This window comes from Streptomyces sp. NPDC058812, from assembly GCF_042744565.1.
In the GTDB taxonomy this organism is placed as follows: domain Bacteria; phylum Actinomycetota; class Actinomycetes; order Streptomycetales; family Streptomycetaceae; genus Streptomyces; species Streptomyces thinghirensis.
In genome coordinates this window covers 73,368-88,407 of sequence record NZ_JBHYOB010000008.1, presented here as the reverse complement: position 1 = coordinate 88,407, position 15,040 = coordinate 73,368, and the positions used below count along the sequence as shown (strand labels likewise).

Here is a 15,040-nt window from a genome sequence, read left to right as displayed (position 1 = left end):
TGACGACTGGTTTTGTGGCGACTGGTGCCCCCGGTCAGCGGAAGATGTCCGCGAACCGTCGCGCCCACGCATCGTGGTGGGCGGCCTTGACGCTCTCCGGGACGTGCAGGATTCCGCGGAAGTCGTCGGCGTGGGCGGGGAGGCCGGTGCGGTCGAACACGGCGGGAACCCGGGCCCCGGGGTGCACCGGCATCACTCCGAGCTGTTCGCACCAGTCCTGCTGGACGTCCGGCCGGAGCGCGAACGCGATGTACAGCATCGCCACGTCGCGCACCGCGTCCGGCACGCCGCGGGGGACCCACAGGGCGTCGACGGTGTCCGCGGTTCCCTCCTCCGGCACGCTCCAGCCGACGGGCAGCTCGTCCTGGAAAGCGAGGACGTTGGGCAGGGCGCGGAAGCACAGGTCGAGGTCGCGTGTGCGCAGCCGCTCCTCCATGCCGATGCTGTACTCGAGTTCGGCGATCTGCGGCCGGATGCGGCTCATGAAGGTCCAGCACGCCGCCATGTCGGCGGGGATGTCCTCGACGCCGCCGCCCTGCATCGTCTGCGCTATCGCGTGCAGGCCGTTGCCGTGCGGGTAAAGGGCGATCCTGCCGCGGTGCCGTTTGTCGAGCAGGACGTCCCAGGAACCGGGCGGCCCGTCGGGGAAGGCCGCCCGGTGGTAGCCCAGCACGTAGTACACGACGTAGGGGTGCACCACGTACGCCGCCGCGTCGCCCTCCGGGCGGGCCCGGCGGCGCAGGTGCGCCAGGACCGGCATCCGCGCCTGTTCCAGTGCGTGGCAGTGGCCGGCCCGGGCGGCGTGCAGCGCGGGGACCGAGTTCGACCAGATGACGTCGACGGGCGGGCGTGCCCCGGCGTCGAGCGCGGACAGCAGCGCCGGCGGCAGGGCGAGCCCTATGCGCGGTTCGTGCTCCACCCGGACGCCGGTGGCCTCCTCGAAGGGCCGGGAGACCGCGCTGCGCAGCGCGCGTCCCCAGCGGCCGCCCCAGGTGTGAACGCGCAGGGAGTCGCCGGAGGAGCCGGGATGCGGCGGCGCGGTCATGCCCTGCCTCCGGTGCGTGAGTCGGGCAGCAGCGCGAGCAGGCCGCCCACCTGCCAGACGCGCTGGACGAACTCGCCCGGCGGATCGAGCGGGACGTGCTCTCCCGAGTCGGTGGTCAGCCGTGCCGCTGCGGGGTCGATCTCCACCGTCCGGCCCGCGCGCAGCAGGTCCCGGTGTTCCGGCTGGGCCAGGGTGAGGCAGGGGATGCCGTTGTTCGTGCAGTTGCGGAAGAAGATCCTCGCGAAGTCGATCGCGACGATGGCGCCGATGCCGTTCAGCTTCAGCGACCGTACGGAGGTCTCGCGGCTGCTTCCGCAGCCGAAGTTGCGGCCGCCGATCAGCACGTCCCCGGGACGCAGGTTCGGCTGGATGTCGGGGTCGAGGCCGTGGAAGAGTCCCCGTTTCACCTTCTCCTCGTCGAGGCTGAAGAACTGAGGTGGGTGGATGACGTCGGTGTTGAGGTCGTCGCCGAACAGCCAGGCCCGGCCCTTGATCACTGTCATGCGGTGGAACTCCCCGCCGTGTCCCGGTCGTGCGCGTACAGGTCGGGGCCGATGTGCCCGGCGAGTGCCGCGCGGGCCACGGTCCGGGCGCTGGCCAGGTAGGTGCGGCTCGCCCAGTGGCCCATGCGGCCGCGGAAGTTGCGGTTGGACGTGGAGACGCACACGTCGTCCGCGCCCAGCACGCCCTTGTCGATGCCCCCGCACGGACCACAGCTCGAATGGTCGATGACGGCCCCGGCCTCGGTCAGTGTGGTGACGTAGCCGGCCGCCAGCGCCTGCTGGAACACCTGGACCGAGGCGGGGATGACGACGAACCGGACTTGGGGGTGCACGGTCCTGCCGGCGACCTCCTCGGCCGCGTCGCGGAGGTCGGTGAGCCGGCCGCTGGAGCAGGACCCCAGGAAGGCCACGGACACAGGCCGGGTGTCGGCCTCCGCGACCGGTACCACGTTCGCCGGCGACCACGGCTTGGCGATCCGTGGGGTCAGCGCGGTCAGGTCGATGTCCAGGGTGCGTTCGTAGCGGGCGTCCGGGTCCGGTGTGACGAGGGCGGGACGGCGTCCGTCGCGTTCCGCGCAGTAGGCGGCCGTCACGTCGTCGGGCACGAACACGCCGAACTTCGCGCCGAGCTCGACCGCCATGTTGGAGATGGCGAAGCGGTCGTCCTGGGAGATCGGGGTGTCCGCGAGGTCGTGAAACTCCAGGGAACGGTACTGCGCGCCGCTTTCGCCCAGCAGCCGCAGCAGTTCGAGGATGACGTCCCGGCCGTTGCAGTGCGGGCCGAGCGCGCCGTGGAAGCGGACGCGCACGGTGGCGGGCCGCCGCATCCAGGTGGTGCCGGTGGCCAGGGCGTAGAGGATGTCGGTGGAGCCCATGCCGGTGGCGCACGCGCCGACGCCGCCCGCCATGACCGTGTGGCTGTCGGCTCCGACTATCAGGCTGCCGGGAGCGCACAGCGGGCTTTCCACGAGCAGCTGGTGGCAGATGCCCCGGTCGAGCATGAGGTGGGTGACGTTCCTCTCCCGCGCGAAGCGCAGGAACTTGTTGGAGATGTCCGCACGCTCGATCGTCGCCGGCGGGGAGAAGTGGTCGTTGGTGAAGATCACCCGGTCGCGGTCCCAGATCGTCAGATCCCGTCGCTCGAACTCGTCGACCAGGAGCGCGATGGTGGCGTCGTGGCCGAGCAGCGCGTCGATGCGGATCTCACGGTAGAGGCCGGTGCCACCGGGGTCGCAGGTGTGGGCGTCGATGATCTTGTCGCTGAGGGTACGGCCGGTGCGCCCGGTGTGTCCGTGGTGGCTCAACGCTCCGTCCGCCCCTCGACCGGTCCGCTGTAGCGCTCGGTCAGGGTGTCGGGGGCGAACCCCGACAGCAGGGTGCGGTGGGCCGCCAGGGCATCGTCGTGCGCCCGGTGGTGCGGGGTCTTGTCCCGTCGCTCGACGCCCGCCTTTACCTCGGCCAGGGCTCTGGCCAGCAGGACGTCGTCGCAGTGGATGCCGGCGGAGCTGAGGACGTGGCGCACCAGCGACGTGCCGCTGTGCTTCCCGAGGACGAACTCACTGTGCCGGCCCACCCACGCAGGGGGCAGGAACTCGTAGCTGCGGGCGTCCTTGAGCATGCCGTCCACGTGCACACCCGACTCGTGCCGGAAGACGTTGTACCCGGTCACCGGCTTGATGGGGCTGGTGAAGATGCCGCTCGCCCGTTCCACGGCGGCGGACAGCGTGGGGAGGGCCAGCGGATCGATGCCGTGCCCGGCCCCGTAGAGGTGCGTCAGGCCAGCCACGCACTCGGCGAGGTCGGCGTTGCCGGCCCGCTCGCCGATGCCGTTGACCGTGCAGGTGATCGCCTCCGCCCCGGCCGCGACCGCCGCCAGGGTGTTGGCCGTGGCAAGACCGAAGTCGTTGTGGCAGTGCGTGCAGAGCCTGACCCCGTGGTCCAGGGCATCGCGGAGACGGTGTACCAGGCGCTGCATTGCCGCCGGGTGGGCGCATCCGACGGTGTCCGCGAGAACCAGCCGCAGGAGGGGCACGTGCCGGCTCAGCTCGGCCGCCGTGTCGATGAGCTGACGCGGGTCGGTGCGCGTCGCGTCCTCGAAGACCAAGTTGATGCCCAGGCCGTGCGCCGCGGCGGCCTCGGCGCCCGCCCGGAAGACCGCCGTGGCCCGGTCGCGGGTGATGCCGAGGGTCTCCTTCAGCCTCAGGTCGCTGGTCGGCATGAACAGGAACACCTCGTCCGCGTGCGCCTTCGCCGCGGCGGCGACGTCCTGGGGGAGCGGGCGGGCCGTCGCCGCGACGGACGCGCTCAGGCCGAGGCCGTGCATGGCCTGGAGGGCCTCCAGTTCGCTGCCGGACGCGGCAGGGAAACCGGCGTCCAGGACGGAGACGCCCGCGTCCGACAGGGCGGTGGCCAGGTCCAGTTTTTCCTGCGTGGTGAACCAGACACCCGGTGCCTGTTCACCGTCGCGCAATGTGCAGTCGATGACTTCCACGGAGGTCGGGAGATCCGGACCCAACGCGCGTGCTTCTGCTTCTGTTTCCGACATGTGGGGTTCCCTCACCCTTGCCTGTGTGTACGTGATCTGTGGTGTCACTGTCGTGGCTCAGGGGCGTGCTTCCTGGTGCATCTCGATGTCGCACCAGCGCAGCAGCAGGGCCAGGCACGGCATGCCGTCGTGGCGCCAGATGACGCTGGGGCTCGCCATCCGGCCCGGTTCGCTGATCCGGCAGGCGCCGAGGCGGCCCAGCTCCTCGGCCAGCCCCCGGAACTCCTCGCCGATCGCGCCGAGGCCGACGTTCTGGAGCCGCGGGCCGATCGTCCGCAGTTCGTGGACGACGTCACGGGAGCCCGCCACCGGCACCACGCCGACCATGCGGTTGCCCGAGCCCTGGACAGAGGGCAGGTCAGGGGCCGTGGTGACGGTCCAGTCGAGGCCGGGGGCGCGCCAGAAGCCGCCCGCCAGGCTGTCCGCCGCGGACCAGGCGACGCTTGCGCGGCGCATCTGCAATGCCGCGGCGTCCCCCGGCGTGAGGGTGCCGAGGGGGCAGTCCGCCGCGTACTCGGCCATCGCCTCGGCGAGCGCCTCGGCGAAACGGAGGGCGCCCGGCCCGTCGTCCTCCACCAGGTACGCCTGAGGGGCGATGCAGGCGTGCTGGTTGAAGGCCGACACGTCCTCGGCGACCCGTCGGGCCACCTCCCGCAGTCCGACCTTGTCGACGTACGTCCGGGTGAGGACGCCCACCGACACCTTGTGCCCGTGCTCGACGTAGCGCTGACCGGGACGTACGTGGGCGCGGACGGCCGCGCAGGCCGCGTCGCTGCCGTAGGCGATCACCGCGTCCGCCTGCGCCACGACGTCCCGCAGCGCGTCATGGTCATCGCTGTTCCAGTAGGTGACGACAACGGCGTCGGCCAGTACCGGCTCCACCTCCGCGAGGGAGCGCGTGAAGTGCGCCGCGAACGAGGGCTCGCCGCTGGCCACCTTGAGGAGCACCGCGGACTTGACGAGGAGCGCGCGCACCAGCGACAGCGCGGGCAGTCCGGGGACGTTGCCGCTGCACACCGCCATGGTCACCCGGGGTCCGACGGCGAGCGTGTGGCCGTCGAGTTCGGCGTCCTCGCGGAAGCCGTCCAGGACGCCGGGGTCACCGAGTTCGCGGCGCAGGACGCTGTGCAGCGTCCCGGCGCGGTAGTTGCCGAGTTCGACGTCGAGGCTGCGGTCGACCGCCTCCGCCGAGAAGCCGGTGGCGGCGGCGATGTCCTGCCGGGCCCGCACCCGGTCGGGGAAGTCACGGTCGGCCCACCGGGTACACGTCGCGTCCAGCGCATCGACGATCCGGGCGACCGGCAGCGCGCGCAGGGCCTCGTGCGCCGAGCGCAGTCCGTCCCCCAGAGACTGCCACTCTCCCGCGGCCGGCCGCAGGCCGTAGTACCGGACCGGAGCGTCGTCGTCGGCGGCGACGGCGGAACGCTCCAGGGTGCCCCTATCGAGCCACGACGGGAGCCAGGAGACACAGCGGAACTCAGGCACGGCTCCTCCTCCGGTCGGTGGGGGACAGGGGTCCGGTGGTGACCTGGTCGAGGGCGAGCGAGCAGCCCCGAGGGAGGCCCTGGGCGATGCGGCCGACGACGGCCGTCCCGGCCGGGCCCGCCAGGCCCCAGTCACCGGTGAGCACGGCACAGGGGCGGTCGAGCACGCACAGGTCGACGACTTCGAGGAGGCCGACGCCGTTGTCGAGCAGCGTCAGGTCGTCGGGGGCGCGCACCTGCGCCCGGACGAACGGCTCCGACCTCTTGGGCCGTTCGCCCGAAGGACCGGCCGCGGTGTCCTCACCGTCATAGAGCTGGCTGGCCAGTTCGGTCATGCCGAACAGGTTGCGGTGGGCTCGTGGCTCGATGCCGAACACCTCGGCCGCCAGCGTGCGGATCTCCTCGACGGTCACCTGCCGGTTCCGCTTGTGCCCGCCCGCGTCCACCAGACGTGAACCGGCGGGCAGTTCCCAGGACCTCCCGTCCTTCGTCAGCGACCGGCAGAGGTTGACGAAGACCGACGTGCCGCCGATGAGGACCACGGGGCGCTCCTCCGCCACCGCGCCGTCGAGCAGACGGTGCAGCGCGGCACGGTCGACGCCGGAGTTCCCCAGGACGCAGCCGCTGAGTCGGGGGTCGCCGAAGCGGTGGGCGATCAGCTCCATTCCGTAGGCCATGATCATGGTGGGAGCGGCCCGCTCGGAGGGGACCAGCCGGACCACGGCCGGCCGGTCCAGCCCCCGCATGACGTGGCGGCCCGCGCCGGCCAGGATGGACCTGTCCATCAGCGCCATGCCGCGCTCGCTGTACGCGACCTGGCCCGTCCCGGCGTCCGTGGTGTTGCTGGTGCGGAAGACCCGCACCGGAGGGCGGTCGGGGAAGAGGTAGGGGGCGTTCGCCTTGTAGGCGCTGTCCGGGATGCCCAGACCGTCCTCGTGGAGGTCCCAGTAGGCGGCGGTCGCCTCGGAGTTCCGGCGGGCCAGTTCCCGGAGGCGGGTTTCCAGGTGCTCCGCCGCCGGGGCCTCCCCGTCGACGAGCCGCCCGATGTCCTCGTACAGCTCGTCGACGAACGGGTCGTGGTAAGCGATGGGCGTGGTTGCAGCGTGCACGAGCGGGTCTCCCCCTTCTCCTGACTCCGTGCGGAGCGTCGGTGTCACGCGCCGGCGTCCTCGGCCAGTTCGACCCCGACCAGCCGCGTCGAGCGCCTGCTCGTGCGCACGTCCTCCGGGACGGTCCGCAGCACGGACGCGAGATCGAAGGTGAGGGGGTCGATGTCCGCCGGGGACAGGTCGACGCCCGCCCGCAGCGCCGCTCCGCGCATCAGCTCGACGGCCACCTGCTCCAGGGTGCGGAAGTTCGCGTGGAACCGTTCGCGCAGCGCCGGAGGGTCGTCGGGGACGACGATCTCGACGTTGTACCGGTAGTACAGCGGTGCGGCCAGGTCGACGTACGACATGGGTTCCACGGCGCCGTCGTCCACCGCGTCCCACTCCCGCAGGAATGACTGGACACGCTGGGCCACCTGTTGGTAACGCTGCCAGGGCGCTCCGAGGGACTGCATGAACTCCAGATCGAGAAAGGCCCCACTGGTGTACAGCAGGCTGTTCACGGCGAAGTACGCCAAGGTGTCCCAGACGACCTTCGACGCCCACACCTGCGGGTTGCCCATCAGCGCGTACTGCTGCTGCCAGGTGGCCAGGGCGCCCTTGAAGGTGCCGAGGAAGGCCTGGTCGTAGCCCTCGGCGCGCTTCCCAACGTCCTGCCCGGCCAGGTCCCGGACGACCAGGTCCGTGATGTAGGAGTTGGCGATGGCGATGAAGTCGCTGCCCGGCGAGTAGAGGGGGTCGAGGAAGACGCCCGCCTCACCCGTGAGGCACCAGCGTTCCGCGGAGAAGACCTGCTTGCAGCCGTGCATGAAGTGGCGCAGTACCTTGAAGTCCTGGAGCAGTTCGCGTGATCCGGCGATGTCCCGAGCCACCTCCGGCTCGTGCTCGTGCAACCAGGCGAGGGCCCGCTCGAACCTGTTGATGGAGTCGAAGGGGACGAAGCGTTCGTCGGCCACGATGCCCACGCTGGTGGAGCCGGAGGAGAGGGGGATCAGCCACGTCCAGTAGCCGGGACCCATCAGGTGGTTGGTGCTCTGCCAGCGATTGCTCGCCACCCGGTCCAGCCAGGTCTTCCTGGCCTGCGGATCGGCGGGGTCGGTGACGGCTCCGTCGAACCGTTCGAGATCGATCCGCTTGGCGATGCGGAACCACACGGCGTTGACGTCGTGGTCGACGTTCTCCCGCAGCCCCAGCTTCTGTTTGAGCAGGCCGCGCCGGCCGGTGGCGTCGACGACCCAGCGCGTGTGGACGGTGCCCTGCCGGGCGCCGCGCAGCACGGCACGGTGACCGTCCGGGCCGAGGTCGACCGTTTCGGCATGGGTGCCTTCCAGCAGGATGCCGCCCGCGTCGCGTACGCGGCCTGCGAGGTCGTTCTCGAAGCGGCCGCGGTCGAGCTGGTAGGTCCAGGTGGGCAACTGCCGGGAGATGCCGACCTCCAGGCGGGGCACGATGTCCTCGTTGTCCGCGTGAGGGCCGAAGAACCGCAGTCCCTCCTTGCGGAGCTGACCGGTCTTGAGGTGGTCCTTGAGGCCGAGTACGGTCTCGAAGTAGTGGGCCGAGCCCTCCACGGTCGACTCCCCCACCTTGTGGGCGGCTTCGGGGAGGGGGAAGGTCTCGCGTTCCACGACGAGGACGCCGGTGCCCGGACGGGCCTGGAGGATCTGGAGCGCGCAGGTGAGTCCGGCCAGGCCGCCGCCGAGGACCAGCACGTCGGTGGTCCGGTCAGCGCCGGCGAGGGGTTCGGGAGCTGATGTGTTGGTCACGTGACCTGCGACCTTTCGATGGGGGCCGGAAGAAGTGCCCGGCGGAAGGGAGGAGGGGGCGGAGGGCGGCGGCGTGTGCCGTCCGGTTCACGGTTTGCGTGCGACGACCGCGCCGTTCGCGCCGATCGACTCCAGCGCGACCGTGTACGGCTCGACGAACCCGGCCGCGGTGAGCCAGTCGGTGTACTCGGACGCCGTGTAGGCGCGGCCCTCGGTCTCGATGAGCTGCGTGAGACTCATCAGCGCCGCCGGGGTGGGGCCCGTCTGCTCCTCGTTGACGAGGAAACCGGCGATAATCACCAGGCCGCCCGGTGCGAGAGCGTCGAAGGACTTGCCCAGCAGCAGTTGGGCGTCGGACTCCCGCCAGTCGTGCAGGATGTTGCAGAGGACGTGTGTGTCATGGCCCCCGGGGAGCGACGCGTCCTCGAAGAAGTTTCCGTCGACGGTGGAGATCCGCCCGCCGAGGCCCGCCTCCTCGACGCGTCGCGCGGCGATCTGGGTGACGAAGGGCAGGTCGTAGACGGTCGCCCGCAGACCGGGGCGGGCCCGGCACAGAGCGATGGCCAGCGCGCCGGAGCCGCCGCCCACGTCCAGCAGGCTCGCGGCGCCGTCGAGTCCGACGGCGTCGGCCAGTGCCTCGCCGGCGAAGGTGGACAGGGTGTGCATGGCCTCCCAGAACGTGGCGGTCACCGCCGGATCCTGGCTCTCGAACAAGGACTTCTCGTGCTCGGTGTCCCAGCTCACGGGCCGGTTGGCGCGCACAGCCTCGGTGAGCCGTCCCCAGGCTGGGTAGAGACGCTGGTCGAGCATGGTGAGGAGACCGCCGAAATGGTGGGGCTTCCCAGGTACCAGGTACTCGTCGGCGAGCGGGCTGTTCCGATACCGGTCCCCGGCCTTCTCCAGCAGACCGAGTGACGCGCAGCCGGTCAGCAGCATGCGCGCCGGCCGCTCGTCGATCTCCACGTCCTTGGCGAACTCCTGGAAGGTCAGGCCGGACGTCCCGGCGAGGCGGGCGAACAGCTCCAGTTCGTACGCGCCAGCCAGTGTCTTGAATGCCCAGAAACTGGTGGCGAGTTGGAACAGCGGTGCCGGTGAAGGGGGAGTTTCGGGCATGGGTGGGCTGCTCCTTGTCTCGCGGGCGTCTCGTGGACGTCCCGTGGGTGTTCGTGGACAGTTCGCGAAGTGGGCGTCGGCGGGGCTCTCGGGCGGTGCGGTGCTCGTCGCCCGGTCCGGCCGGCTCGCTCAGGCGGTGGTATGAGCCGAGACAGGGGTGAAGTCGAGCAGGACCTCTTGCAGACCGCGGGTCACGAAGCCCGCCTCCTGGGGTACGAATCCGGGGGAGAGACGGAGATCGGGAAGGGTCTGGAACAGGACCCGGAGCGCGGTCGTGATCTCCATGTGGGCGAGGGCGGCGCCGACGCAGAAGTGCCGTCCGGAGCCGAACGCGAGGTGCTGGGCCGCACCCGCGAACGCCCGGTCCACCTCGGCGTCCGCACGGAAGGGGTCGAAGGTGTCCGGCGCGCGGAACCGGGCGGGGTCCCGGTTCGCCGCCCCGACCAGCAGGAAGAGCAGGGCCCCCGCGGGCACGGTGCCACCGGACAGCGTGACCGCCTTGCGCGCCACGCGGGTGATGACCCGGACCGGGGGAGATAGTCTCAGTGTCTCCGCGAGGGCCCGGTCCAGCAGGGTCGGATCGTCGGCCAGTGCCGCCTGTCCGACGGTGCCGCTCTGCAGCAGATGGCAGACGGACAGGCTGAGTGTCTTCTCCGTCGTCTCGCCGCCGGCCGCCAGCAGGACGAGCCCGAAGCTCTTGATCATCTCGTCGTCCATGCTGGCCCCGTCGACCTCGCTTGTGCATAGCAGGGAGATGAGGTCGTCGCCAGGGTCCGCGCGGCGCCGCCGGATCTGCTGGCCCAGGAACTCCCACAGTTCCTCGCCCGCCCGGAGGCCGGCCCGTGCGACATCCGGGTCCTGGCCGAAGTTGCCGCTGTAGTCCACGATCGCGCGGTACCAGCGGCGGAAGTCGTCGTGGTCGTCAGAGACCCCCAGCAGGCGCATGATCACCTTGACGGGGAGCCGACGGGCGAAGCGCTCGGCGAAGTCGACCGTGCCGTCGGCCGCGAAGGAGTGCACGAGTTGTCGCGCGGAGTCCGCTATGTAGTCGCCGATGCGGTCGGTCAGCTGCTTCCGGTGGAACGCGGGGGAGATGAGGCGGCGATGACGTGTGTGTTCCTCTCCGTCCATCGCCATGAGGCTCTGCTGCACGAGGGGCCGCAACTGGTCGTTCCAGCTCCGGCTGGAGAAATTGTCGGCGTCCCGGAAAGCACGTGCGACGTCGTCGTACCTGCTGATGATCCAGGCATTGAGGCGCTCGTCGTGGAAGAGCGGAAAGTGTCTGCGAAACGTCTCGTACGCCGGATAGGGGCAGCGTTCGAATTCGGCGGAGAGGAGATCGGGAGATGGGGGGTACGTGTCTAACATGGGCATCAGGCTGCCTGATCGTGTTCTACAGGGGAACCTGAAAACTTGCAGGGTCATCCCGCGCCACGCGTTCATGCTTCGATGGCACACGCTCATGGTTCCGTGTCACAGGACAGTGACTGTGCGCCGCGGTCGGCGTGACCCTCGCGGGTTGACTTCTCCATAGAGCCCACTGATGCCCGCGGTATGGCGTCCGCCATCCGAGGGGTCGATCGAGACTGCGATGCGCCCTACCACCACCCTCCGTCTTCGAGTCGCCCGTCTTCCTCCAAGCGTCAGCCCGCGAGTTCCGCAGCGGCACGTTCCGGGCGCCGCTCACCCCCGTAAGCCGAAGGCCCCCCGTTCTTGGCTTGACTCTGTCGGGGGTCTTGGAATTTCCCGGTGCGACAGCATGGTCAACGGGCATGCTCGGATAGTTCCGCCGACCGACAAAGCTGTCGAGGTCCCGGTTGTCCCTTGGCCTCCGTTCCGGTAAGCAAGTTCCGCCTCTGACCGCGCAGATTGCGCGGGTGAGCAACCCTGGCGGCACGACGGCGATATGGGTGCGTGACCGCTTGGACGGGCTGTGGTGCGACGAGGACTTCGCCGACTGGTACCCCAGGGACGGGCGTCCGGGGCTCTCACCTGCCCAGCTGGCCACCGTCTGTGTACTGCAGTTCCTTCTGTCTGTCGGACCGGCAGGCCGCCGAGGCGGTTCGCTGCCGCATCGACTTCAAATACGCCATGGCCATGGAGCTGGACGACCCCGGGTTCCACCATAGTGTGCTGGCCGACTTCCGCGATCGTCTCGTCGAAGACGGCCGCGCCGACCGCCTCCTCGACCTGGCGTTGGCCCGTCTCAAGGAGGCCGGACTGGTGCGTGAGCGCACCACTCAGCGCACCGACTCCACCCACGCCCTGGCGGCGGTGCGTGACCTGACCCGCCTGGAGTTGATCACCGAGGCGGTCCGCGCCACATGGATCGCTTGTTCGAATTTGGTGTCATCTCGGACACGCCATCACCCGTCCGACCAGCTGTGACTGTGCGCGACAGTTGTCCTTTGAGTACGCTAGTTGTCCCGTATGAGGTGGGAGTTATCCAGTGAGGGCCAGGTTGTGCAGCCGGGCGATGCCGAGCATGGCTTGGTGAACTCCGTCGCCCTTGAGTCGGCAGTCCCGCAGGATCTTCCAGTTCTTCAACCGCGACAGGGCGTGTTCCACGCGCGCTCGTGCCCGGCGATGGACGGCATTGTCTGCCTCCTGTGATGGGCTGAGGTGGCTCTGGCCTCGTCGTCTGCGGTGCGGGGTGAGGAGGCCGGTGCCTTGGTAGCCGCCGTCGGCGAGGGTCGGGGCGCCGCGGCAGGCCCGGTCGATGCCGGACTCGGTGAAGGCCCGGCAGTCGTTGCGGCTGCCGGGCAGCGGGAGTCCGATGGCCACGACCAGGCGGCTGGCGGCGTCGATGACGACCTGCAGGTTGGTCGAGTACCGGTAGTTCTTGCTGGATGCGGCGACACTGCGGTCGCGGGTGGGCACCAGGGTGCCGTCGACGATGTAGACGGTGTCCTTGCGTGGCCGGCGTGCCGGGGAGATGGCCAGCAGCGGAGCGAGGTGGTCCAGGATGCGGTCGGCAGCGGACTTCGACACCCCGAACAGCGGCGCCACCTGCCGCAATGTGAGGTTCGTGCGCCAGTACGTCGCCACCAGCAACACCCGGTCCTCGAGCGACAGCCGCCACGGCCGGCCATGCTGAATGTCGCCACCTCGGCGCCGTACCAGCCACCAGCCTCGCGAACTGCACCTCGGTCAGACCCGTAAACGGCTCGATCCACTTCGGTTCATCTGCTGAGATCACCCCACCCGTGCCCGACCAACGCACCAGCAGCACCACCGGTTACGGGACAACCTCTAGTTGGCCGATGTGCGTGGTAGACGGCCCGTAGGTCTGATGAGCCGGGACGCGTTAGTTGGAACCCTGGTCTCGCTTGTTGGAACCACTCGGTCCCACTGGCACTGTCGATCTTCTGGGCTAGGCGTTCAGCATGGTGGATGAGGTGATCGCCAAGGCCGCGTGGTGGGGCATCGGATCGGGGCGGGAGAGCTTGGCTCCTGCATCGCCGCGCCGGAGATGCAGGGTATGCATGGGTTCCTTGGGGTGGGCGGCTTCGGTCGGTCGCGCACTCCGTTCCCGTAGGGGCGGGCGCTCGGGGCACGTACACTTGCCGTATGGGGCATACACATACGTCGGCGGAGGGCCCGGTCCGGGCTCTTCAACCGCTGGGTCCCGTCGCGCCCCGTGCGCGCTGCCGTGCGCTGCACGGTCACGGCTAGCGACTTTCCCGACGAGCCCGCGCATCCGGTTCTCCCGCCTCCCTCGTCCCGCCATGCCCAAGGGCCCGCAGGCAGCACCTCCACGGCGGACCCGGCGTGCCGCGGCCTCCTCCTGAGCCTTTGCCGAAGGGTTCCGCGGGCTCCCGCACCGTGCGTCCCTGAACCGCACATTCCCCCTCCCGCACTTCCCCCTGCGCCCGCGCCCCTGGCGTGCCGCCGGTATCGCTTCCCGCGACCCGGCGGGCCGGCCGCATCCTGAGAGGACCCCTGTGAAGCTGAGCGAGTTGCTGGCCGGGCACGATCACGAACTACTTCTGGGCGATCCGGGGACGAGAGTCACCGCGGGAGCATGCTTGGATGCCCACCGCGTCTCGCCGGGTTCGCTCTTCCTCGCGGTGCCCGGGCACCGCGAGGGCGGCCCCGAGGCCATCGGTTCCGCGCTGGCGCGGGGCGCCGTCGCGGTGCTCGTCGAGGAGCCCGCGGCCGGTCTTCCCGCGGCGGTATGGCCGTCGGCACAAGGCGCCTGCGTCGTGCGGGTGGCCGACACCCGTAAGGCCGCAGCGCTGATCACCTCGCGCTACTACGGGGAGCCCGGCCGGGCGATGGACATGGTGGCCGTCACCGGCACCAACGGCAAGACGTCCGTCTCGTACATGGTGGAGTCCGTGCTGCGGATCGCCGAGGGCGGGAAGGTGGGTGTGATCGGGACGGGCGGGAACCGGATCGGGGACGAGCTGATCCCGATGCCGCGCTCGGTGCTGACCACTCCGGAGTCACCGGACTTCCAGTATCTGCTGGGGCACATGCGCGATCACGAGGTGGACACCGTGGTCCTGGAGGCCACCTCGATGGGCCTGCTGAACCACCGGATCGACCACTCCTTCATCGACGTGGGCATCTTCACCAACCTCACCCAGGACCACTTGGACGACCACGGCACGATGGAGCACTACCGGGACGCCAAACTCCGGCTCTTCGACGGACTCTGCCGGCGCGCGGTGGTCAACGCGGACGACCCGGTCGGCGCGCTGGTTCCGGCGATGATGCCGGGTCTGGTCCGTACGTACGCCCTGGACGCCGAAGCCGACTACCGGGCGACCGACCTGGACATGGATGCCTTCGGCACGCGGTTCACGCTCCACCACGAGGGGCGCAAGTATCCGGCCGCGATCCCCGTGCCCGGCAGGTTCTCGGTTTCCAACGCCCTGGCCACCCTTGCCGCATGCCATCTGCTGGGCCATGACTTGGCCGGACTGGTGGCGGCGCTCGACCGGATGCCCCCGGTCCCCGGGCGGCTGGAACGGCTCGAGACCCCGCAGGGCGCTTCCGTGATCGTGGACTACGCGCACTCGCCCGACTCCTTGGACAAGGTGCTCGCCGCCATCAGGGACTTCGCCGCTGCACGCGTCATCACGGTCTTCGGCTGCGGAGGAGACCGGGACGTCACCAAGCGGACCCAGATGGGCGAGATCGCCGGGTCCCACTCCGATCTGTGCGTGCTCACATCGGACAACCCCCGTGACGAGGACCCCGAGGCGATCATGGACCAGATCGCTCCGGGACTCACGGCCACCGGCACCCCCTTCGAGCGGATCGCCGACCGCCGCGACGCCATCGCCTTCGCCCTGTCCGCCGCCGGGCCGGCCGACATCGTGCTGGTCGCGGGGAAAGGCAGTGAGCCGTACCAGATCGTCGGCGACCAGCTGATCCCGTTCAGCGATATGGCGACGGTGCGCGAGCTGTCAGCCGTACGGGACTAGTACTCCAGTCGCAGTTCGCTATCACTGCTGGTCAGAGCCATGTTCC

General features: G+C 70.0%; 11 protein-coding genes and 1 pseudogene. 2 read left to right on the top strand and 10 right to left on the bottom strand.

Annotated features, from left to right (window positions below; all coding sequences use genetic code 11):
• Positions 1–34: 34 nt before the first annotated feature.
• The 9 genes from ACFW48_RS18310 to ACFW48_RS18270 form a co-directional block, all read right to left on the bottom strand.
• Positions 35–1,045 carry a PotD/PotF family extracellular solute-binding protein gene (locus tag ACFW48_RS18310; protein ID WP_386315831.1) on the bottom strand — a complete coding sequence of 337 codons (1,011 nt, stop codon included), beginning with the start codon at positions 1,043–1,045 and terminating at the stop codon, positions 35–37.
• Positions 1,042–1,548 carry a hypothetical protein gene (locus tag ACFW48_RS18305; protein WP_386315829.1) on the bottom strand — a complete coding sequence of 169 codons (507 nt, stop codon included), beginning with the start codon at positions 1,546–1,548 and terminating at the stop codon, positions 1,042–1,044. The genes ACFW48_RS18310 and ACFW48_RS18305 overlap by 4 nt, the downstream gene beginning before the upstream one ends.
• Entirely contained in the window at positions 1,545–2,852 is a 1,308-nt protein-coding gene (locus ACFW48_RS18300) for an aconitase/3-isopropylmalate dehydratase large subunit family protein (RefSeq protein WP_386315828.1), read from the bottom strand. The genes ACFW48_RS18305 and ACFW48_RS18300 overlap by 4 nt, the downstream gene beginning before the upstream one ends.
• Positions 2,849–4,093, bottom strand: a complete 1,245-nt coding sequence (locus tag ACFW48_RS18295) for a hypothetical protein (RefSeq protein ID WP_386315826.1) — start codon at positions 4,091–4,093, stop codon at positions 2,849–2,851. Before ACFW48_RS18295 ends, ACFW48_RS18300 begins: the two co-directional genes overlap by 4 nt.
• Before the next feature lie 57 nt (positions 4,094–4,150).
• Positions 4,151–5,578: an acyl-CoA reductase gene (locus ACFW48_RS18290; RefSeq protein WP_386315824.1), complete on the bottom strand. Its 1,428-nt coding sequence runs from the start codon at positions 5,576–5,578 to the stop codon at positions 4,151–4,153.
• Entirely contained in the window at positions 5,571–6,686 is a 1,116-nt protein-coding gene (locus tag ACFW48_RS18285) for a hypothetical protein (RefSeq protein WP_386315822.1), read from the bottom strand. The genes ACFW48_RS18290 and ACFW48_RS18285 overlap by 8 nt, the downstream gene beginning before the upstream one ends.
• Before the next feature lie 44 nt (positions 6,687–6,730).
• Positions 6,731–8,446: an NAD(P)/FAD-dependent oxidoreductase gene (locus tag ACFW48_RS18280; protein ID WP_386315820.1), complete on the bottom strand. Its 1,716-nt coding sequence runs from the start codon at positions 8,444–8,446 to the stop codon at positions 6,731–6,733.
• 87 nt (positions 8,447–8,533) lie between these two features.
• Complete coding sequence (locus ACFW48_RS18275) at positions 8,534–9,559, bottom strand: methyltransferase (protein ID WP_386315818.1); 1,026 nt, start codon at positions 9,557–9,559, stop codon at positions 8,534–8,536.
• 129 nt (positions 9,560–9,688) lie between these two features.
• On the bottom strand, positions 9,689–10,927 hold the full coding sequence (locus tag ACFW48_RS18270; RefSeq protein ID WP_386315816.1) for a cytochrome P450: 1,239 nt from the start codon (positions 10,925–10,927) through the stop codon (positions 9,689–9,691).
• A gap of 645 nt (positions 10,928–11,572) precedes the next feature.
• On the opposite strand from ACFW48_RS18270, the gene ACFW48_RS18265 reads away from it, so the two are divergent.
• Positions 11,573–11,947 (top strand): transposase, encoded by a 375-nt coding sequence (locus ACFW48_RS18265; RefSeq protein ID WP_386315814.1) that lies wholly within the window; start codon positions 11,573–11,575, stop codon positions 11,945–11,947.
• 54 nt (positions 11,948–12,001) lie between these two features.
• Here the strand turns inward: ACFW48_RS18265 and ACFW48_RS18260 are convergent.
• Positions 12,002–12,782, bottom strand: a pseudogene (locus ACFW48_RS18260) (transposase).
• Positions 12,783–13,503: 721 nt separating this feature from the next.
• Here ACFW48_RS18260 and ACFW48_RS18255 point away from each other — a divergent pair.
• Positions 13,504–14,994, top strand: a complete 1,491-nt coding sequence (locus ACFW48_RS18255; RefSeq protein ID WP_386315813.1) for a UDP-N-acetylmuramoyl-L-alanyl-D-glutamate--2,6-diaminopimelate ligase — start codon at positions 13,504–13,506, stop codon at positions 14,992–14,994.
• Positions 14,995–15,040: the final 46 nt, after the last annotated feature.